The 19,740-nt window shown below is 65.9% G+C and carries 18 protein-coding genes; 16 read left to right on the top strand and 2 right to left on the bottom strand.

The window, feature by feature from the left end; all coding sequences use genetic code 11:
• Nucleotides 1-124 precede the first annotated feature (124 nt).
• Both L0977_RS10800 and L0977_RS10795 read left to right on the top strand, forming a co-directional pair.
• Nucleotides 125-1,237: a VC_2705 family sodium/solute symporter gene (locus L0977_RS10800; protein ID WP_234264870.1), complete on the top strand. Its 1,113-nt coding sequence runs from the start codon at nucleotides 125-127 to the stop codon at nucleotides 1,235-1,237.
• A 132-nt stretch (nucleotides 1,238-1,369) separates the two neighbouring features.
• Nucleotides 1,370-1,738: a hypothetical protein gene (locus L0977_RS10795; RefSeq protein ID WP_234264869.1), complete on the top strand. Its 369-nt coding sequence runs from the start codon at nucleotides 1,370-1,372 to the stop codon at nucleotides 1,736-1,738.
• Nucleotides 1,739-1,763: 25 nt separating this feature from the next.
• Here the strand turns inward: L0977_RS10795 and ppsR are convergent, their stop codons facing one another.
• Entirely contained in the window at nucleotides 1,764-2,585 is an 822-nt protein-coding gene (ppsR, locus tag L0977_RS10790; protein WP_234264875.1) for a posphoenolpyruvate synthetase regulatory kinase/phosphorylase PpsR, read from the bottom strand.
• A 249-nt stretch (nucleotides 2,586-2,834) separates the two neighbouring features.
• On the opposite strand from ppsR, the gene ppsA reads away from it, so the two are divergent.
• The 5 genes from ppsA to L0977_RS10765 all read left to right on the top strand — a co-directional run bounded on the left by ppsA (nucleotide 2,835) and on the right by L0977_RS10765 (nucleotide 10,996).
• Nucleotides 2,835-5,228, top strand: coding sequence for a phosphoenolpyruvate synthase (ppsA, locus tag L0977_RS10785; RefSeq protein ID WP_234264868.1), 2,394 nt, complete (start codon nucleotides 2,835-2,837; stop codon nucleotides 5,226-5,228).
• Nucleotides 5,229-5,407: 179 nt separating this feature from the next.
• On the top strand, nucleotides 5,408-5,626 hold the full coding sequence (locus tag L0977_RS10780; protein WP_234264867.1) for a hypothetical protein: 219 nt from the start codon (nucleotides 5,408-5,410) through the stop codon (nucleotides 5,624-5,626).
• Nucleotides 5,623-8,400: a sensor histidine kinase gene (locus tag L0977_RS10775; RefSeq protein ID WP_234264866.1), complete on the top strand. Its 2,778-nt coding sequence runs from the start codon at nucleotides 5,623-5,625 to the stop codon at nucleotides 8,398-8,400. The genes L0977_RS10780 and L0977_RS10775 overlap by 4 nt, the downstream gene beginning before the upstream one ends.
• On the top strand, nucleotides 8,400-8,789 hold the full coding sequence (locus L0977_RS10770) for a response regulator transcription factor (RefSeq protein ID WP_234264865.1): 390 nt from the start codon (nucleotides 8,400-8,402) through the stop codon (nucleotides 8,787-8,789). Before L0977_RS10775 ends, L0977_RS10770 begins: the two co-directional genes overlap by 1 nt.
• A complete protein-coding gene (locus L0977_RS10765; RefSeq protein ID WP_234264864.1) occupies nucleotides 8,786-10,996 on the top strand; it encodes an exonuclease domain-containing protein in 2,211 nt (736 codons plus the stop codon). The genes L0977_RS10770 and L0977_RS10765 overlap by 4 nt, the downstream gene beginning before the upstream one ends.
• Nucleotides 10,997-11,037: 41 nt before the next feature.
• On the opposite strand, the gene L0977_RS10760 is transcribed toward L0977_RS10765, so the two are convergent.
• A complete protein-coding gene (locus L0977_RS10760) occupies nucleotides 11,038-12,915 on the bottom strand; it encodes a putative nucleotidyltransferase substrate binding domain-containing protein (protein ID WP_234264863.1) in 1,878 nt (625 codons plus the stop codon).
• A 143-nt stretch (nucleotides 12,916-13,058) separates the two neighbouring features.
• Between L0977_RS10760 and L0977_RS10755 the strand changes: the two genes are divergently transcribed.
• The 9 genes from L0977_RS10755 to dnaB all read left to right on the top strand — a co-directional run bounded on the left by L0977_RS10755 (nucleotide 13,059) and on the right by dnaB (nucleotide 19,664).
• Nucleotides 13,059-13,355, top strand: a complete 297-nt coding sequence (locus L0977_RS10755; protein WP_234264862.1) for a hypothetical protein — start codon at nucleotides 13,059-13,061, stop codon at nucleotides 13,353-13,355.
• A complete protein-coding gene (locus L0977_RS10750) occupies nucleotides 13,352-13,927 on the top strand; it encodes a tetratricopeptide repeat protein (RefSeq protein WP_234264861.1) in 576 nt (191 codons plus the stop codon). The genes L0977_RS10755 and L0977_RS10750 overlap by 4 nt, the downstream gene beginning before the upstream one ends.
• A 100-nt stretch (nucleotides 13,928-14,027) precedes the next feature.
• Nucleotides 14,028-14,288 (top strand): DUF4212 domain-containing protein, encoded by a 261-nt coding sequence (locus tag L0977_RS10745; protein WP_234264860.1) that lies wholly within the window; start codon nucleotides 14,028-14,030, stop codon nucleotides 14,286-14,288.
• 3 nt (nucleotides 14,289-14,291) lie between these two features.
• Nucleotides 14,292-16,415 (top strand): sodium:solute symporter family protein, encoded by a 2,124-nt coding sequence (locus L0977_RS10740; protein WP_234264859.1) that lies wholly within the window; start codon nucleotides 14,292-14,294, stop codon nucleotides 16,413-16,415.
• Nucleotides 16,416-16,582: 167 nt separating this feature from the next.
• Complete coding sequence (rpsF, locus tag L0977_RS10735) at nucleotides 16,583-16,954, top strand: 30S ribosomal protein S6 (protein ID WP_234264858.1); 372 nt, start codon at nucleotides 16,583-16,585, stop codon at nucleotides 16,952-16,954.
• 26 nt (nucleotides 16,955-16,980) lie between these two features.
• On the top strand, nucleotides 16,981-17,280 hold the full coding sequence (gene priB, locus L0977_RS10730) for a primosomal replication protein N (protein ID WP_234264857.1): 300 nt from the start codon (nucleotides 16,981-16,983) through the stop codon (nucleotides 17,278-17,280).
• Nucleotides 17,281-17,292: 12 nt separating this feature from the next.
• On the top strand, nucleotides 17,293-17,574 hold the full coding sequence (gene rpsR, locus L0977_RS10725; RefSeq protein ID WP_234264856.1) for a 30S ribosomal protein S18: 282 nt from the start codon (nucleotides 17,293-17,295) through the stop codon (nucleotides 17,572-17,574).
• 16 nt (nucleotides 17,575-17,590) lie between these two features.
• Entirely contained in the window at nucleotides 17,591-18,043 is a 453-nt protein-coding gene (rplI, locus tag L0977_RS10720; RefSeq protein ID WP_234264855.1) for a 50S ribosomal protein L9, read from the top strand.
• A gap of 184 nt (nucleotides 18,044-18,227) precedes the next feature.
• Entirely contained in the window at nucleotides 18,228-19,664 is a 1,437-nt protein-coding gene (gene dnaB, locus L0977_RS10715; protein ID WP_234264854.1) for a replicative DNA helicase, read from the top strand.
• Nucleotides 19,665-19,740: the final 76 nt, after the last annotated feature.

Raw genomic sequence — 19,740 nt, 5'->3', positions numbered from 1 at the left:
CGATTTTCGATAGCGTAACTGTACAGTGAAGCGACAATGTTTGCAACACTGTTTTACGACTTCTGGCTGGCGTGACATACATCAGCCCATTGTTGGCGCCCACCCGCTTTTACGAATACCCAACATGTTCTGCTTCACGCTGTCGCTGATGATCGGTACCGCCGGTCTGCCGCACGTGATTGTGCGCTTCTTCACCGTGCCCAAGGTGGCCGATGCACGCATGTCGGCCGGCTGGGCGCTGGTGTTCATTGCCCTGCTGTACACCACGGCCCCGTCCGTGGGCGCCATGGCCCGCCTGAACCTTTTCGGTACGGTCAATACCGCCGTGGGCCTGGGCAGTGGTCCCGACGGTCAGATGGTCGTGAAGTCCGACGTGGTCAAGGGCAATGCCGACCTGTTTGCGGCCGACGCCAGTCTGAAGTACGAGGAGCGGCCCGACTGGATGAAGCGCTGGGAACAGACCGGCCTGCTGAAGTTTGCAGACAAGAACGGTGATGGCCGCATCCAGTTCTACAACGACGCCACCAAGAACGAAGCCGTGAAGGCCAAGGCCGAAGCCGCGGGCTGGAAGGGCAACGAACTGACGGTGAATGCCGACATCATCGTGCTGGCCAACCCCGAAATTGCCCAACTGCCCAACTGGGTGATCGCACTGGTCGCTGCCGGTGGTCTGGCGGCGGCGCTGTCGACCGCGGCCGGCCTGCTGATGGCCATCTCCTCGGCGGTTTCGCACGACCTGATCAAGGGCGTTTTCAAACCCGATATTTCCGAAAAGGGTGAGCTCTTTGCCGGCAAGGTGGCCATGGCCGTGGCGATCGTGATCTCGGGTTGGCTGGGGTTGAATCCACCAAGCTTCGCGGCGGGTACCGTGGCGCTGGCCTTCGGTATCGCGGCTTCGACCATCTTCCCCGCGATCATGATGGGCATCTTCAGCAAGAGCATCAACGACAAGGGCGCCACCGCCGGCATGCTGGCGGGCCTGTTTGTGGTGCTGTTCTACGTGTTTGCCCACAAGGGGATCTTCTTCATCAAGGGCACCGAGTACCTGGGCCTGGTCGGCGGCAACAATGGCTTCTTCGGCATCTCGCCGGAAGGCTTTGGTACCGTGGGGGCGCTGGTGAACTTCCTCGTTGCCTACCTCGTGAGCAAGGCTTCCAAGCCGGTGCCGGCGCACATCCAGGATCTGGTGGAGTCGGTACGCGTGCCCAAGGGCGCTGGTGGCGCGGTCGCCCACTGAGCGGCGCCTGAACCCTGCCGGACGGCTTCGGCCGTCCGGATCTGACCGCCCCGTTGCCGACGCAACGGGGTTTTTTATGGTGACAATCCTGTATCGACAGTGGGCTGTTGCCAGCCACAGAAACGAGACCGCATGAGCATCTTCATTCTCAACTGGGTATTTCTGCTGGCCTTGGTGCCGGTGGCCTTTTTCTGGCTGCGCCGTGCCTGGCGCATCGTGGTGCGGCGCGATTTTTCCGAGGTGGCGCTGAAGAAGGGCGTACCGCCTGCAGATGCCGAGCGGTATGCGCCGTACGAAATGATCATCAACCTGATCGGCGGTGTCGTGCTGGTTGGCGTGCTGGTGGCCGTGCTCGGCTTCCAGGCTCTGGAGCGCGAGGACTGGATTGCGGTGGCCGGCTCCACGCTGTGGATGAAGCTGTTTCTGTCGTTCGCCCTGAGCCGCCAGGCGCATGGCGGCATTTCGGCGCTCGGGCGCAAGGGCGGGGAGCCCAAGCGCTGAGAGCGCGGCACGCGTTCTTGGTGCCTCAGTAAGCCAGCCGCTCAGGCCGGATTTCCTGCAGGATGGTGGTGGCGATTTCTTCGATCGACTTCGTCGTCGTCGACAGCCAGCGAATGCCTTCGCGGCGCATCATCGATTCGGCTTCGGCCACTTCCATGCGGCAGTTCTGCAGGCTGGCATAGCGGGAATTCGGGCGGCGCTCGTTGCGGATTTCCGAGAGCCGTTCGGGCGCAATGGTGAGTCCGAAGATCTTCTTGCGGTGCGGCACCAGGGCCGGCGGCAGGCGGCGGCGGTCGAAGTCTTCCGGAATCAGCGGGTAGTTGGACGCCTTGAGACCGTGCTGCATGGCCAGGTACAGCGAGGTCGGGGTTTTGCCGCTGCGGCTCACGCCCACCAGGATCACGTCGGAGCTTTCCAGGTCGGTGTTGAGTTGTCCATCGTCGTGGGCCAGCGAGAAGTTGATGGCCTCGATGCGGTCGTGGTATTCCTTGCTTTTGGACACATCGGAGAAGCGCCCGACGCGGTGGTTCGACTTGATGCCCAGTTCCTGCTCGATCGGCTGCACGAAGGTGGCGAACATGTCCAGCATCTTGCCCTGGCACTGCTCGCGGAACACGGCCAGCACGTCCTGGTTGACCACCGTGGTGAACACCAGCGGGCGTTTGCCCTCGATGGTGGCCGTGTGGTTGATCTGCCGCACCGCCTGGTGGGCCTTGTCGACACTGTCCAGAAAGGGCAGCCGGACGCGCCGGATCGCGGTTTCGAACTGCGCCAGGATGGCGTTGCCAAAGGTTTCGGCCGTGATGCCGGTGCCGTCGGAGACGAAGAAGGCAGTGCGGTTGGACATGGTGCGTGCAAGGGATTTCATGAAGGGCGCAGGCATTTTCATGCCCAGCCAGTATCCGCAGAAAGGCCGGATCGGGCGGGGCACCCTACAATTTGAGGATGGGCCGCAAAACCATTATCGCCAAAGCGCTGGCGCTTTTGCGGTCCCTCGAATACAGCCCCGGGCCCCGTTGCCAGACCCACAACAGAACCACAGGTCGGCCACGAGGTGCATGGAGCCCACCGGTTTTTCAACCTTAGGAGTCTTCCCATGTCCAACCTGTTCGAGGCGACCGCTCTGGTCGTGCCCTTCGAAAAACTGCGCATGACCGATGTCGAATCGGTCGGCGGCAAGAACGCCAGCCTGGGCGAAATGATCTCGCAGTTGCCTCAGGGGGTGAAGGTGCCCACGGGCTTTGCCACCACGGCACATGCCTTTCGCGAGTTCCTCAAGTTCAACGGTCTGACCGAACGCATCAGCCAGCGGCTGGCGGCGCTTGACACGGAAGACGTGCGCGCCCTGGCCGAAGCCGGTGCCGAGATCCGTGGCTGGGTCGAAGCGCAGCCCTTTCCGGCCGATCTGGAAGAGGCCATCCGCGAAGCCTTTGCCACGCTTGCCGGCGACAACCTGCAGGCCTCGTTTGCGGTGCGTTCGTCGGCCACGGCCGAAGACCTGCCCGATGCATCGTTCGCTGGCCAGCAGGAAACCTTCCTGAACGTGGTCGGCATCGAGGATGTGCTGCACAAGATGAAGGAGGTGTTCGCCTCGCTCTACAACGACCGCGCCATCAGCTACCGCGTGCACAAGGGCTTTGCCCACGACGTGGTGGCGCTGTCGGCCGGTGTGCAGCGCATGGTGCGCTCCGACCTGGGCACCGCCGGCGTGATGTTCACCATCGACACCGAAAGCGGTTTTGAGGACGTGGTCTTCATCACCGCCAGCTACGGCCTGGGCGAAACGGTGGTGCAGGGGGCGGTGAACCCCGACGAGTACTACGTGCACAAGCCCATGCTCAAAGCGGGCAAGAAGGCCGTGATCCGCCGCAACCTGGGCAGCAAGCTGATCCAGATGGTGTTCTCCACGCCCGAAGAAAAGGCCGCTTCCGGCAAGCTGGTCAAGACCATCGACGTGCCGGTCGAGCAGCGCAACCGCTACAGCCTGAGCGAGGCCGATGTCGAACAACTGGCGCAGTACGCGCTGGTGATCGAGCAGCACTATGGCCGTCCGATGGACATCGAGTGGGGCAAGGACGGCACCGACGGCCAGCTCTACATCCTGCAGGCCCGCCCCGAAACGGTGAAGAGCCAGTCGGCCGGCAAGACCGAGCTGCGCTACAAGCTCAAGGGCAAGGGGGCCGTGCTGGCGTCTGGTCGTGCCATTGGCCAGAAGGTGGGCACGGGCCCGGTGCGGCTGGTGCACAACATCAGCGAGATGGACAAGGTGCAGCCGGGCGACGTGCTGGTCACCGACATGACCGACCCGAACTGGGAGCCGGTGATGAAGCGCGCCAGCGCCATCGTCACCAACCGCGGCGGGCGCACCTGCCACGCCGCCATCATCGCGCGCGAGCTGGGCATTCCGGCCGTGGTCGGTTGCGGCGATGCCACCGACACGCTCAAGGACGGCACGCTGGTCACGGTGAGCTGCGCCGAGGGCGACACCGGCCACATCTACGACGGCCTGCTGGAAACCGAAGTGACCGAGGTCCAGCGCGGCGAAATGGCCGACGCTGGCGTGAAGGTCATGATGAACGTGGGCAACCCGCAACTGGCCTTCGACTTTGCGCAGATCCCCAACGGCGGTGTGGGGCTGGCGCGGCTGGAGTTCATCATCAACAACAACATCGGCGTGCACCCCAAGGCCATCCTCGACTATCCGGCGGTCGATGCCGACCTGAAGAAGGCGGTGGAATCGGTGGCGCGCGGCCACGCCAGCCCGCGCGCCTTCTACGTCGACAAGGTCGCCGAAGGGGTGGCCACCATTGCGGCCGCCTTCTGGCCCAAGCCGGTCATCGTGCGCCTGTCGGACTTCAAGTCCAACGAGTACCGCAAGCTCGTGGGTGGCAGCCGTTACGAGCCCGATGAAGAAAACCCGATGCTGGGCTTCCGGGGTGCGGCGCGCTACATCAGCGAAGACTTCGCCGAAGCCTTTGCCATGGAGTGCGAGGCCCTCAAGCGGGTGCGTGAAGACATGGGTCTGACCAACGTGCAGGTCATGGTGCCCTTCGTGCGCACGCTGGAGCAGGCGCGCAAGGTCACCGAACTGCTGGCGACCAAGGGCCTCAAGCGCGGCGAGCACGAGCTTCAGCTCATCATGATGTGCGAGATCCCGAGCAACGCGGTGCTGGCGCATGAGTTCCTGAAGTACTTCGACGGCTTCTCCATCGGCTCCAACGATCTGACCCAGCTCACCCTGGGGCTGGACCGCGACTCCGGCCTGGAGCTGCTGGCGCACGACTTCGACGAACGCGACCCCGCGGTCAAGGCGCTGCTGAAACTGGCCATCGGCGCCTGCAAGGCCGAAGGCAAGTACGTGGGCATCTGTGGTCAGGGCCCCAGCGACCACCCGGATTTTGCCCAGTGGCTCAAGGCCGAGGGCATCAGCTCCATTTCGCTGAACCCCGACTCCGTGGTCGACACCTGGCAACTGCTCGCCGCCTCCTGATCGAAAGCGGTTCTTCCCTTCAAAGCGGCCGGGGCGACCCGGCCGCTTTTTTTCGTCTGGCCGCATGCTTGTTCCCGGGCGCGTTTGTCTGTAGGCTGAAAAGCGTAAGGGCGTGGTCAATCACCGCCCCCACAATGCCTACAAAGGGGCCTTCGGGCGCCCGAGCCGAGGAGACATGCATGTTCGATGGGCTGGTCGCGCAGCGGCTGGTGGCGCTCTTTCTGGCGGGGATGGTGCTGCTGAACTTCCCGCTCCTGGCGCTGTGGGACCGGGATGCCACCTGGGGTGGCCTGCCGCTGTTTCCGCTCGCGCTGTTCGCCATCTGGACGGGCCTCATCGCCGGACTGGCCTGGATCGTCGAGCGCGGACAGGCTGACGCGCCGGAGCCCGACGAATGACGGCTTCCGTGGCTTCCGGGCCGTTGTCGCCCTGGGGCGTGGCCGCCGCCGCGCTGGCCTACGTGCTGCTGCTGTTCGCCATCGCCTACTGGGGGGATCGTCGCGCGGCCCAGGGGCGTTCGGTCATCGACAACGCCTGGGTCTACGCCCTGTCGATGGCGGTGTACTGCACGGCCTGGACCTATTTCGGCAGTGTGGGGCGGGCGGCTGACGCCGGCGTCTGGTTCCTGCCCATCTACCTGGGCCCCATGCTGGCGATGCTGCTGGCCTGGATGGTGGTGCGCAAGATGATCCGCATCGCGCGCACGCACCGCATCACCTCCATTGCGGACTTCATCGCCAGCCGTTACGGCAAGAGTCCGCTGCTGGCCGGCCTGGTGACCCTGATCACGGTGGTTGGCATCGTTCCCTACATCGCCCTGCAACTCAAAGCCATTGCCACCGGCTATGCCGTGCTCACCACCAGCGCCGGCGTATCGCCCGCAGCGGGCGTGTGGTGGCAGGACAGCACGCTGTATATCGCGCTGGCGCTGGCCGGCTTCGCCATCGTGTTCGGCACCCGCCACATGGACAGCACCGAGCGCCACGAAGGCATGGTGGCGGCCATTGCCTTTGAATCCGTGGTCAAGCTGGTGGCGTTCCTCGCCGTGGGCCTGTTCGTGACCTACGGTCTGTTCGATGGCCTGGGGGATCTTTTTGGCCGTGCCGATGCCCAGGAAGGCTTGCGCGGACTGCTGCGCTTCGACCACAGCCAGCCATCGGCCTATACCCAGTGGCTGGGCATGACCGTGCTGGCCATGCTGTCCGTGCTGTTTTTGCCGCGGCAGTTCCAGGTCATGGTGGTGGAGAACGTGCGGGAAGCGCATCTGCGCCGCGCCGTGTGGGTGTTTCCGGCCTACATGCTGCTGATCAACCTGTTTGTGCTGCCCATTGCCCTGGGCGGCCTGCTGCTCTTCGGCACCGATGCGGGCATGAATCCGGAGAGCTACATCCTGACCCTGCCGCTGATGCACGGGCAGACGGCGCTGGCCATGGTCGCTTTCATCGGTGGGCTATCGGCGGCCACGGGCATGGTCATTGTCGAAGCGATCGCGGTGTCGACCATGGTCTGCAACGACCTGGTCATGCCCTGGCTGCTGCGCCACCGCCGTTTCGGGGCCGGACGGGGCGATCTGTCCGGCTGGCTGCTGGGCATTCGCCGTGTGGCCATGCTGCTGATCCTGCTGCTGGGCTACCTATATTTCCACTTGGCGGGCGAAGCCTATGCCCTGGTCAGCATCGGTCTGATCAGTTTTGCGGCCGTGGCCCAGTTTGCGCCCGCCATGCTGGGCGGCATGTACTGGAAGGGCGGCACGCGCCAGGGCGCGCTGGCCGGGTTGATGCTGGGGTTCGCTTTCTGGATCTACACACTGATGCTGCCTTCACTGGCCAAGTCGGGCTGGCTCGCCACCGGGTTTCTGGAAGGCGGACCCTGGGGCATCGCCTGGCTGCGGCCCGAAGCCTTTCTGGGTTTGCAGGGCCTGGACAACCTGACCCACGCCCTGTTCTGGAGCTTGCTGGCCAACATCGGGACGTATGTGGGCGTTTCGCTGTGGCGCACGCCCTCGGCCGCCGAAACCAGCCAGGCGCTGCTGTTCGTCGATGTCTTCCACCGCCAGGGACACGCTTCGCCGGTGTTCTGGCGGGGCCGGGCGCGCCTGCCCGAGTTGCGCGCGCTGGCTGCGCGGTTTCTGGGTGATCAGCGCACCCGCCAGCTGCTGCGCAGCCATGCCCAGGCCCGTGGCTTGCGGGACGAAGAGGCGCTGCCCGCCGATGCGCGCCTGGTGCATTTTGTCGAGACCCAACTGGCGGGCGCCATCGGCAGCGCCTCGGCGCGCGTGATGGTGGCTTCGGTGGTGGAGGAAGATTCGCTGGATCTGCAGGACGTGATGCGCATCCTCGACGAGGCTTCGCAGCTGCGTGCGTATTCGCACGCGCTGGAAGAGAAGTCCCGTTCCCTGGAACGCGCCACGGGCGAACTTCGGCAGGCCAACCACCAGTTGCAGAGCCTGGACCGCATGAAGGACGACTTCATGTCGTCGGTGACGCACGAGCTGCGCACGCCCTTGACGTCCATCAGGGCGCTGTCCGAGCTGATGCGCGACGATCCCGGCATCGAAGCGGCGCAGCGCCAGCAGTTCCTGGACATCATCGTGGCCGAGACCGAGCGCCTGACCCGGCTGGTGAACCAGGTGCTGGATCTGGCCAAGATCGAGGCCGGGCACGCCGAATGGCATCCCGGTGACGTGGACCTGCGGGCGGTGCTGGCCCAGGCGGTGGGCACCATGGCCGAAAGCTGCCGCGAGCGCGGCGTGACGCTGGTGCAGGAGCTGCCCGATCGCGTGCCCACGGTGCGGGTCGACCCCGACCGCATCACGCAGGTGGTGCTCAACCTGCTGTCCAATGCCGTGAAATACACGCCGGACGGTCAGGGGCGCATCCGCTTGCGGCTGTTCGTGCAGGCGGCAGCGCTGGTGGTGGAGGTGGAAGACAATGGACCGGGCATCCCCCCGGATCAGCAGGCGCTGGTGTTCGAAAAATTCCGCCAGGTGGGCGGCGATGCGCACTACCGGCCCGGGGGCACGGGTCTGGGGCTGCCGATCAGCCGCCAGATCGTCGAGCACTTCGGCGGCCGCATGTGGTTGCGCAGCGTGCCGGGGCAGGGCGCCTGCTTCGGCTTTTCGCTGCCGCTGCCGGCCGACCCCATAAACCGATGCCCGGAGGAGACCGTGTGATGAGCCAGAAAATCCTGATTGCCGACGATGAACCCAACATCCTGATCTCGCTGGAATTCCTGATGAAGCGGGAAGGCTACGAAGTGCTGCTGGCGCGCGACGGGCAGGAAGCGCTGGACGTGATGGCGCGCGAACGGCCCGACCTGGTGCTGCTGGACGTGATGATGCCGGTCAAGACCGGCTTCGATGTGTGCCACGAAGTGCGCGCCAGCGAGAGCCTGCGGCATGTACCCATCCTCATGCTCACGGCCAAGGGGCGCGAGACCGATGTGGCCAAGGGCCTGGCCCTGGGCGCGGACGCCTACATGACCAAACCTTTTTCCACCCGGGAACTGGTGCAGAAGGTGCAAGAACTGCTTGGCGGCCCGCGAGCCGAATCCGGGGCATGAGCCCGGCCCGCAAGACCGATCGCCGGCTGTGGTGGCTGCTGGGAGCGGCCGCCGGCTTGTCGGTGCTGTGGCTGCTGGTGACGATCGGTCTGTTGGGGGCCACCCTGTCGGCCGCCCAGCGGGCGCAGGTCTGGTCGGTGCTGCACGATCGGGTCATGCTGGTGACGCTGACCTGGGCCGCCGGCATGGCGGCCATCGCCTGGGGGCTGCGGCGCTGGTTTGACCACTGGGTCACCCCGTCGGTGCAACTGGCTGAAGAGGCCCAGGTTGTGCTGCGCACGGATGTCGTGCGCGAGCTGCCCGCCAAAGGCAATGCCGAAACCCGGGTGCTGGTGGGCCTGTTCAACCAACTGGTGGCGCAGCGCGAGGCGCTGCGGCGCCAGATGGACGACAAGGTGCGCGAGGCCGCTGCCGGCATCGAGCAGGAACGCAACCGCCTGGCCGCGCTCATGGCCGAGTTGACCCAGAGTGTGGTCGTCTGCAATCTGGACGGCCGCATCCTGCTCTACAACCAGCGCGCGCGCCTGCAGTTCAAGGCGCTGTCGCAGGCGCCCGGGGTGGCAGGCGGCAGCGAACTGGTGGGGCTGGGGCGCTCCATCTACACCGTGTTCGATCGCAAGCTCGTGGCCCATGCGCTCGAAAACATCCAGCAGCGCCTGCTGCGTGGCGCTGCGCAACCTTCGGCCCAGTTCGTCACGTCCACCGAAGCCGGGCAGCTGTTGCGGGTGCAGATGACGCCGGTACGCGCCACCACGGCAGGGTCCGAGGACGGACCGGTCATCGGCGGCTTCGTGCTCATGCTGGAGAACATCACCCGGGAGTTCGAGCTGGAGTCGGCGCGCGACCGGGTGCTCAACACGCTGACCGAGCGCAGCCGCGCTTCGTTGGCCAGCATCCAGGCCGCCATCGAGATGCTGGACTTCCCGGATCTCGATGCGGCCATGCGCGCCCGCTTCATGGGCGTGGTGCGCGAAGAGACCCGCGAGCTCAGCCGGCGCATCGAGGCGGTCGACGGCGACTCGGCCGACAGCCTGCGCACGCGCTGGCCGCTGGAAGACGTGCTGGGAGCCGATCTGGTGGCGGCCGCGGCGCGCCGGATCGAGACGGTGACCGCCTTGCCGGTGTCCACGGCCGAGGTCGATGCGGCCCTGTGGCTGCGGGTGGAGAGCTTTTCGCTGATGCAGGCGCTGGCCTACCTGGCCGAGCGCCTGGCCGGCGAGTTCGGTGTGCGTTTCGTGCAACTGCGCTTGTCGGCCATGCCCGGGGGCGGTGCCCGGGCGGGGGCGGAGGCGGGAAAGGCCCAGCTCGACCTGATCTGGTCGGGCCAGGCCATGAGCACCGAAACCGTGATGAGCTGGGAACTGGACCCGATGACCGTGGGCGGGGAGTCCCAGCGCCTGACGGTGCGCGACGTGGTCGAGCGCCACGCCGGCGCCTTCTGGTTCGAGCGCGAACGCACCCGGCACCAGGCGTTTTTCCGCTTTCTGCTGCCGCTGGCGCCGGCGCAGGAACAGCTGGAGATGGAGACCCTGGCCCTGCCGGGCAGCCGGCCCGAGTACTACGACTTCGACCTGTTCCGCTCCACCGAGCGGTCGCGGGCACTGGACGAGTGCCTGCTCAGCGAACTGACCTACACCGTGTTCGACACCGAAACCACGGGGTTGAACCCTTCGGATGGCGACGAGATCATCCAGATCGGCGCGGCCCGCATCGTCAACGGCAAACTGCTGCAGCAGGAGCGCTTCGACCAACTGGTCGACCCGCGCCGGCCGATCCCGGCGGCCACGATTCCGATCCATGGTATCCACCCCGAGATGGTGGTGGGGCAGCCCACCATCGACCAGGTCCTGCCGGCCTTCCATGTCTTCGCGCGCGAGACCGTGCTGGTGGCGCACAACGCCGCCTTCGACATGCGCTTCCTGCAGCTCAAGGAGCGGCGGACCGGTGTGGTGTTCGACCAGCCGGTCCTGGACACCTTGCTGCTGTCGGCGGTGGTGCACCCCAACCAGGATTCGCACCGCCTCGAAGCGATTGCGGAGCGCTTCAACATCACCGTGGTCGGGCGGCACACGGCCATGGGCGACGCCATGGTCACGGCCGAAGTCTTCCTGCGGCTGATTCCCCTGCTGGCTGAAAAGGGCATCCGCACGCTGGGCCAGGCGCGGGAGGCGGCGCAGCAGACCTACTACGCCCGGCTCAAATACTGAACCTCTGAACCGGGCCCGCCGCCCGCAAGGCCCGCCCGTGCTCAGAAGCGGTAGCGCTGGGCCAGCACGCTCTGCAGCGAATGCACCACGGTGAACGCGTCCTTGAGCTGGGTGCGTTCGAAGTTGGACAGCTCGTCCGGGTTCAGGAAATTGTCCGGCCGCACCCCGGCGGCGCTTTGACGGGCCTGGTGCTGGATGCGCACGAACGCCAGGAATTCCAGCGCATCGCGCAGATCGCGGGCGCTTTGCTCGCTGATGGCGCCGCCGGCCGCTGCCCCCATCAGGCGGTCGTAGGTGTTGACCGCGGGGTTGCCGCCGGCCAGCGCGTACACCCGGGCCAGGTCCACGATGGGCACCAGCCCGGCATGCTTGAGGTCGATGGTGCCCTTGTGCTCGCCGCTGCGGATGGTGCTCAGCCCCTTGAACACACCCAGCGGCGGCTGGTGCTGCAGAGCGTTGCCCACCATGTGCGCCAGAAACAGGGTGTTGCCCTGGGTGCGTTGCAGCACTTCCCGGCGCAGGCCGTCGAGCAGACCGCTGTGGCCGGACACCGCGCGCAGGTCGAAGAACACGCACGTCAGCATCAGGGCTTTGGGTTCGGGCTGACCGGTCCAGCGCTCGAAGTACGACAGCCACTGCCGGCGTGGCTGGCGCCAGGCATCGGTCATCGCCATCATCTCGCCCGGGCAGTAGACGTAGCCGCAGGCATCGAGGCCATCGCAGACGAAACGCGCCAGATCCCGGAAGTAGGCGCCATGGAGGCTTTCGTCGTAGGCGTCGTCGATGACGAGGCAGTTGTCCTGGTCGGAGCGTGCGGTCTGCTCGTTGCGCGCCTGCGAGCCGGCGGCCACCCAGACATAGTCCACCGGGGCCGGGCCCAAGCGGGCCTCGCCCATTTGCAGCAGGCGCGTCGTGATGGCGTCGGTGACCGCGGTGACGATGTGGCCCGTGCTGTAGGCCGAGGCCTCTGCCGCCGCCAGGTTCTGCTGCAGGCGGGCGGTTTTGGCGGCGATGGACTGCAGGCCCTCGATCGTGGTCTGCTTGTGGATGTCGCCCACCAGATAGACCGCCGAGGTGCTGTGCTGCTCGGTCAGGTCGGTGGCGGTGATCATGCCGGCGATGCGTTCGCCATCGAGCACCGGCACGTGGTGGATGTTGTGGCGCGCCATCAGCAGCAAGGCGTCGAACGCGGGGTTCTGCACGTCGATGGTCATCGGCGCCAGTGTGGCAATGTCGGCAATCGGTCGCTCTGTGTCCAGGCCGGCGGCAACGACCCGGTTGCGCAGGTCGCGGTCGGTGATGAGGCCGAACAGGTGGTCCTGTTCCGTGATCAGCACCGAGGACACGCGCTGCGCCCGCATCAGTTGCGCGGCTTCGCGGATCGGGGTCTGGGGCGCCAGGGTGATGGGCGGGCGACGGATCAGGGCCCGCACCGGGGTGGTCATCAGGTTGAGCGCCGGGTCACCGGCCGGGGCCGGAGCGGGTGCCGGGCGGGCGCCGGCTGGCAGGGGCGGCAGGAAGAACGCCAGGGCCGGGGCTTCGCGCAGCAGGGTCTGAAGTTCGCGCTCGTTCCAGACCACCAACTGGCATTCCGTGGCCGCCACGGCGGCGCTGACCAGCAAAGCGTTGCCGGCGTCCAGGCCAAACAGCTCGTCGGCGGTGAGCGTCAGCAGCGGGTGGCCTTCCCCGTCCTGCAGCAGCACTTCGCCTTGCAGCACCCAGAACAGCTGCCGCTGCAGGGCAGGCCCGCTGGCGATGTGCTGGCCGGCGGCGCAGTGCAGCGGTTGCCGTTCGGTGCCCAGCGTGCGTTGCAGCGCGGCCGGCAGGTGGCGGAAAACCCGGTGGCGGGCCAGGGCGGCGATCAGGGGAAGGGGAGGCTGGCTGGGCATGGGCGGTTTGGGCAAGGCGGTCGAAGGCATGCTATCTCGCCACGCCGGGATGGCTCCCGGGAATACCCTATGGGGGTTTGACCTGTGTCAGAGAATGCGGGTTGGTGTCCGTAAGAAGTTGGTAAGCTGAAACCCAAGAATGGCCGCACACCGCCAGCGGGCCGGTCAAAAAAATGCTGTTGCTGATCTCTTCCATCAAACTCGTGACCGAAGTGGCCCTCCTGGCCCTGGCCGGGCAGTGGGTGCTCGGGCTGCTGGTGGGGCCGAACAAAGACCGGAATGTCTTCTATCAGGTGCTGCAGCAGATCGGCAGACCGTTTGTCAAGCTGGCACGGTGGGTCACGCCGCGGCTGGTGATCGAGCGCCACCTCCCGCTGGTGGCCTTTCTGATACTGGGTTTTGTCTGGGTGCTGGCGACGCTGGCCAAGATCTCCCATTGCCTGCGTATCGGGGTGCAGTGGTGTCAATGAGGCGGTCACTGGATGCCGGGTTCGTGCGCTGGCAGGTGCGGGCGCTGCTGCTCCTGGGCGCTCATGAGCGGGCGCTGGCGCGCGTGGAGGAACGGCTGCAGGCCGAGCCGGCCGACACTTACGCCCTGGCGACACAGGCCCATCTGCTGGCGCAGGCCGGGCGCCAGCGGGAGGCCGGCGATGTGCTTGAGCGCCTGCTGGCCGTGGCGCCGGACCGTGCGGCGGCCTGGTTCAACCTGGGTTTTCTGCGTGAGGAGCAGGGGGACGCCGAGGCGGCCGAGCAGGCGTTCCGGCAGGCCATCGCGCTCGACCCCCAATGCGATCGGGCCTGGTACGGCCTGGGCCTGGCCCTGATCCGGCAGCAGCGTTTCGACGCCGCCGCCGAAGCCTTGCGCCGCAACACCGCTTTGCAACCCCTGAGTCCCTACGGCTGGTACCAACTGGCCCGGGTGCATGTGGACCGGCAGGCGCCCGAGGAGGCGGCCCAGATCATCCACCATCTGCGGCAGTTCGAGCCCAAAGTCGCCGCCCAGCTGGAGCGCGAGACCGGCCTGGGCGCCGCCCGGGTGTGAGCGGCGCCGGCTGCGCGGGCCATCGGCACGGGGCCGCGAAAATCGCCGGCTCGAGTGCGACCGCCCCCACAAACAGACGACCGGCAAAGGAGGCCGAAACATGGCACTGACCGACAACCACCGCCGCTACTGGCGCAAGAATCTCCATGTGACGGCGCTGCTGTTGGTCATCTGGTTCGTGGCGACCTTCGTCGTTGCGTACTTTGCCCGCGATCTCGATTTCCGCTTTTTCGGCTGGCCGTTCAGTTTCTGGGTCGGGGCGCAAGGGTCCCTGGTGGTGTACGTGCTCATCATCGGGTACTACGCGTGGCACATGAACCGGCTCGACATCGAACACGGTGTCGACGAGGAGGAGGACTGAGCCATGGCCGGCCCCTATGACACCGCGCCTTCCGGCGCCCCTGGCCGTCGCGGGTCCAACAAGGCCTTCAAGCAGCAGCTCAACAAGGTCTACCGCTGGTACACCGGGGGCTTCGCGGTGTTCGTGATCGCGCTGGCGCTGCTGGAGCAGGTCGGCCTGTCGCGCGAGTGGATCGGCTTCATCTTCCTGCTGGCCACCATCGGTCTGTATGCGGGCATCGGCATCATGAGCCGGACCACCGACGCCGTCGAATACTACGTGGCGGGCCGCCGGGTGCCGGCGGTCTACAACGGCATGGCCACCGGGGCCGACTGGATGTCAGCGGCTTCGTTCATCGGCATGGCTGGCACGCTCTATCTCACGGGCTACAGCGGCCTGGCCTTCATCATGGGTTGGACCGGGGGGTATTGCCTGGTGGCGCTGTTGCTGGCGCCCTATCTGCGCAAGTTCGGGCAATTCACCATTCCCGACTTTCTGGGTGAGCGCTACGGCGGCAATCTGCCGCGCTTTCTGGGCATCTGCGCGGCCATTCTGTGTTCCTTTACCTACGTGGTGGCGCAGATCTATGGCGTGGGGCTGATCACATCGCGCCTGACCGGCGTGGCGTTCGAGCTGGGCATCTTCCTCGGTCTGGGCGGGATTCTGGTGTGTTCGTTCCTGGGCGGCATGCGCGCAGTGACCTGGACCCAGGTGGCCCAGTACATCATCCTGATCGTCGCCTACATGATCCCGGTGGTGTGGCTCTCGGTGAAGCAGACCAGCGTGCCCGTGCCGCAGGCGGTCTACGGTTACCAGTTGGAGAAGGTGACGGCCAAGGAAAAGCTGCTCGCCAGCGATGCCAAGGAGCTGGAGGTGCGCGAGATCTACCGCCAGCGCGCCGCCGTTCTGGACGACAAACTCAAGGACCCGGCGGCCGCGCTGGCGGCCGATCGGGCCGCAGCGGAAGCCCAACTGAGCCGGTTGAAGGCCGCCAACGCGCCGATGGGAACCATCGCCGATGCGGAGAAGGCGCTGGCCGCCCTGCCCAGGGATGAGGCAGCGGCCAGGGCCGCCTGGACCCGCGCCAAGGCCGCGGCCGAAACCAAGGCCCGACCGCTCAACGGCATGCCGCCGCACGCGGCCCAGTACGCCGGCGATCCGGACGGCGACGCGGCGGCCCGCAAGACCTACGACGAATCGCGCCGCAACTTCCTGGCGCTGATTTTCTGCCTGATGGTGGGCACGGCCGCGTTGCCGCACATCCTCATGCGCTACTACACCGTGCCCAGCGTCAAAGAGGCCCGGCAGTCGGTGACCTGGTCGCTGTTTTTCATCTTCCTGCTGTACTTCACGGCGCCGGCCCTGGCGGTGCTGGTCAAGTACGAGGTCTTTCATGTGCTGGTGGGCACGCCGTTTGACCAGTTGCCCCAGTGGGTGGCCGCCTGGAACAAGGTCGACCCCTCGTTGCTGTCGGTGGTGGACGTCAACAAGGACAACATCCTGCAGCTTAACGAAATGACCATCGGCGGGGACATCATCGTGCTGGCCACGCCCGAAATCGCGGGCCTGCCGTACGTGATCTCGGGCCTGGTGGCCGCCGGCGGGCTGGCTGCCGCGCTGTCGACCGCTGACGGGCTGCTGCTGACCATTGCCAACGCCCTCAGCCACGACCTGTACTACAAGATGATCGACCCGAATGCCTCCACCGTGCGCCGGGTGACCATCTCCAAAGTGCTGTTGCTGGTGGTCGCCTTGCTGGCGGCCTATGTCGCGGCGCAGAAGCCGGCGGACATCCTGTTCCTGGTTTCGGCGGCGTTCTCGTTTGCGGCGGCGGCCTTTTTCCCGGCCCTGGTGCTGGGTATCTTCTGGAAGCGCGCCACCGGGATCGCGGCGTCGCTGGGCATGATTGCGGGCCTGGGCGTCACGTTCTACTACATGGTGACGACCCAGCCCTGGCTGCGTGGGATCTTTGGCGTCACCTCACCCATCGAGCTTTGGTGGGGCATCCAGCCCATATCGGCCGGCGTGTTCGGCGTGCCGCTGGGTTTTGCGGTGATCATCCTGGTCAGTCTGGTGACGCCGGCACCCAGCCGCCCGATCCAGGAACTGGTGGAGCATGTGCGCTACCCGAACCTCCGGGTCGACTGAGAGCAGGGCGCGTGCGGGCACCTCAGCGCGCCGGAAAACCGGCCCGTTGGTCCCCCCAGCCGGGCGCTGTGTGATAGGAATCGGGGGATTGGTTATAATCATGGGCTTGCCTTGCCGCACCCCGATCAGACGCCGGGGGCGGTTTTTACCATCCACAAGGAGAGTCCATGCGTCATTACGAAATCGTTTTGCTGATCCACCCGGATCAAAGCGAACAGGTTCCGGCCATGCTGGAGCGCTACAAGGGCATGATCACCGCCGGTGGCGGCCAGATCCACCGTGTTGAAGACTGGGGCCGCCGCCAGCTGGCTTACCAGATCAACAAGCTGTCCAAGGCCCACTACCTGTGCCTGAACATCGAAGCCGGCCTGGAAGTCATGGCCGAACTCGAACACGCGTTCAAGTTCAACGACGCCGTGCTGCGTCAGCTGACCGTGCAGAAGAAGAAGGCCGAAACCGGTCCTTCCTCGATGATGAAGTCGGTCGAGCGCGAAGAAGCGCGCAAGGCTGCCCAGTCGCAGGAGCAGGCCGCCGCCTGAGTTCGTTGTCGGTGCCCGGCCCCGGCGTGAACCAGCCGCTCAACCGGTGCAGCCTCACGGCTGCGGTGGTGCAGGTACAAGGCCTGCGCTACACCCCGGCAGGCATACCGGTGATCAATCTCGTGCTGGAGCACGAATCGGTGATCACCGAACTGGACACGCCGCGAACGGTGAAGCTGCAGATCAAGGCCGTCGCCTTTGGCGCATTGGCCGAAGTGCTGGCCCGGCAAGGGCTGGAGACGGTCTGCGAGTTCCACGGTTTCCTGGCCAACGCCCGCAACGGCAAAGGCACCGCGTTTCATATCCAAGATTTCAGCAAGACATAGGAAAGGCCCATCATGGCTGCACCCAAGCGTTTCAACAAGGACAAGCGCCCCAAGCGCAACACCCAGTCGCTGCTGTTCAAGCGCAAGCGTTTCTGCCGCTTCACCGTGGCTGGTGTGGAAGAAGTCGACTACAAGGACGTGGACGTCCTGCGTGACTTCATCGCCGAAAACGGCAAGATCATCCCGGCCCGCCTGACCGGTACCCGCGCCATCTACCAGCGCCAGGTCACCACGGCCATAAAGCGCGCCCGTTTCCTGGCGCTGCTGCCCTACAGCGATCAGCACCGCGTCTGATACAGGGAGAACCGACATGCAAATCATTCTGCTCGACAAAGTTGTCAACCTGGGCGCTCTGGGTGATGTGGTCAAGGTCAAGGACGGCTATGCCCGCAACTTCCTGATCCCGTCCGGCCGTGCCCGCCGCGCCACCGCCACCGCCGTGGCGGAGTTCGAAGCCCGCCGTGCCGATCTGGAAAAGGCCGCTGCGGCCAAGCTCGCCGAAGCCCAGTCCCTGGGTGAGAAGGTCGCTGCCCTGACCCTGAAGCTGACCCAGAAGGCCGGCGTCGACGGCCGACTGTTCGGTTCCGTGACCAACCACGACGTGGCCGAAGAGCTGAACAAGCAAGGCTTCTCCGTGGCCAAGTCCCAGGTGCGTCTGCCCAACGGTCCGCTCAAGGCCGTGGGTGACTACACCGTCCAGGTGCATCTGCACACCGACGTGAACGTGGACGTCGCCGTCACGGTGCTGGGCGAAACCGCCTGATCGCACTGCCGGCTCGGCCGGCCAGGGCCGCCAGCCTCCGGGCCGGCGGCCTTTTTTGTTTGTGGGCCGGAATGGGCATGCACTTGTCCTCGGCGCTGCACAGCCCGTCCACGGTTTGTCCACAGGGTTGTCCCATGACACCGGCGCGCCGACGGCGTACCATGCCCCTTTGATCTGATCCGCCATGTCCGACCTGTATTCCTCCCCTCCATCGGCCTTTGACGCGGGGCTGGACGACGCCGATTACGCGGCCGGCGACCGCCAGATCGCCCAGTTGCGCGTGCCGCCCCATTCGATCGAGGCCGAATCCAGCGTGGTCGGGGGGCTGCTGCTCGACAACGGCGCCTGGGACCGGGTGGCCGATTTGGTCAACGACTCGGATTTCTACCGCTACGAGCACAAGCTCGCCTATTCGGCCATCGCGACCCTGGTCAACGCGGGCAAGCCCGCCGACGTGGTGACGGTGTTCGAGCACCTGCAGAACCAGGGCAAGGCGGAAGAGGCGGGCGGACTGGCCTACCTGAATTCACTGGCGCAGTACGTGCCCAGCGCGGCGAATATCCGGCGCTACGCCGAAATCGTGCGCGAGCGCGCCATCCTGCGCAAGCTGGTCACGGCCAGCGACGAGATCGCCACAGCGGCTTTCAGCCCGCAGGGCCGGCCGGTGGCCAAGATCCTGGACGAGGCCGAGCAGAAGATCTTCAAGATCGGTGAAGAAGGCTCCCGGATGAAGGAGGGCTTCCAGTCGATGGACCGCCTGGTCGTCGACCTGCTCGACCGCGTACAGGAAATGGCCGACAACCCGAACGATGTGACGGGGGTGCCGACCGGTTTCATCGATCTCGATCGCATGACCTCGGGGCTCCAGGCGGGCGATCTGGTGGTGCTGGCGGCCCGGCCTTCCATGGGCAAGACCGCCTTCGCCATCAACATCGCCGAGCACGTTGCGCTCAACGAGGGCCTGCCGGTGGCCGTCTTCTCCATGGAAATGGGTGCCGCCCAGTTGGCGGTGCGGGTGGTCGGCTCGATCGGTCGCATCAACCAGGGGCATCTGCGCACCGGCAAGCTCACCGACGACGAATGGCCGCGCCTGACCGAAGCCATCGAGAAGCTGCGCAACGTGTCGCTGCACATCGACGAAACGCCGGGTCTGACGCCGAGTGAGCTGCGCGCGAATGCGCGGCGGCTGGCCCGGCAGTGCGGCAAGCTGGGGCTGATCGTGGTCGACTACCTGCAGCTCATGAGCGGCTCCAACTCCGATGGGGGTGACAACCGCGCCACGGAGCTGGGGGAAATCTCCCGGGGGTTGAAGATGCTGGCCAAGGAGCTGCAGTGCCCGGTGATCGCGCTGTCGCAGCTGAACCGTTCGGTCGAGCAGCGCACCGACAAGCGCCCCATGATGTCCGACCTGCGTGAATCGGGCGCCATCGAGCAGGATGCGGACATCATCATGTTCATCTACCGCGACGAGTACTACAACCGCGAGAACTGCAAGGAGCCGGGCGTGGCCGAGATCATCATCGGCAAACAGCGCAATGGCCCCACGGGCATAGTGAAACTCGCCTTCCTGAACATGCTCACGCGCTTCGAAACCCTGGCGGGCGGCGGCGACGATTTCTGAGGAGGGCGGTCACCACGCATGCATGCACGCGGTGGCGGTTTTTTCCAAGACGCCCGGAATGGGCGGGGCTACAGTG

It is taken from the genome of Hydrogenophaga sp. NFH-34, assembly GCF_021401345.1.
GTDB classification, from domain to species: domain Bacteria; phylum Pseudomonadota; class Gammaproteobacteria; order Burkholderiales; family Burkholderiaceae_C; genus Hydrogenophaga; species Hydrogenophaga electricum.
This window is presented reverse-complemented; position numbering and strand designations above follow the sequence as displayed.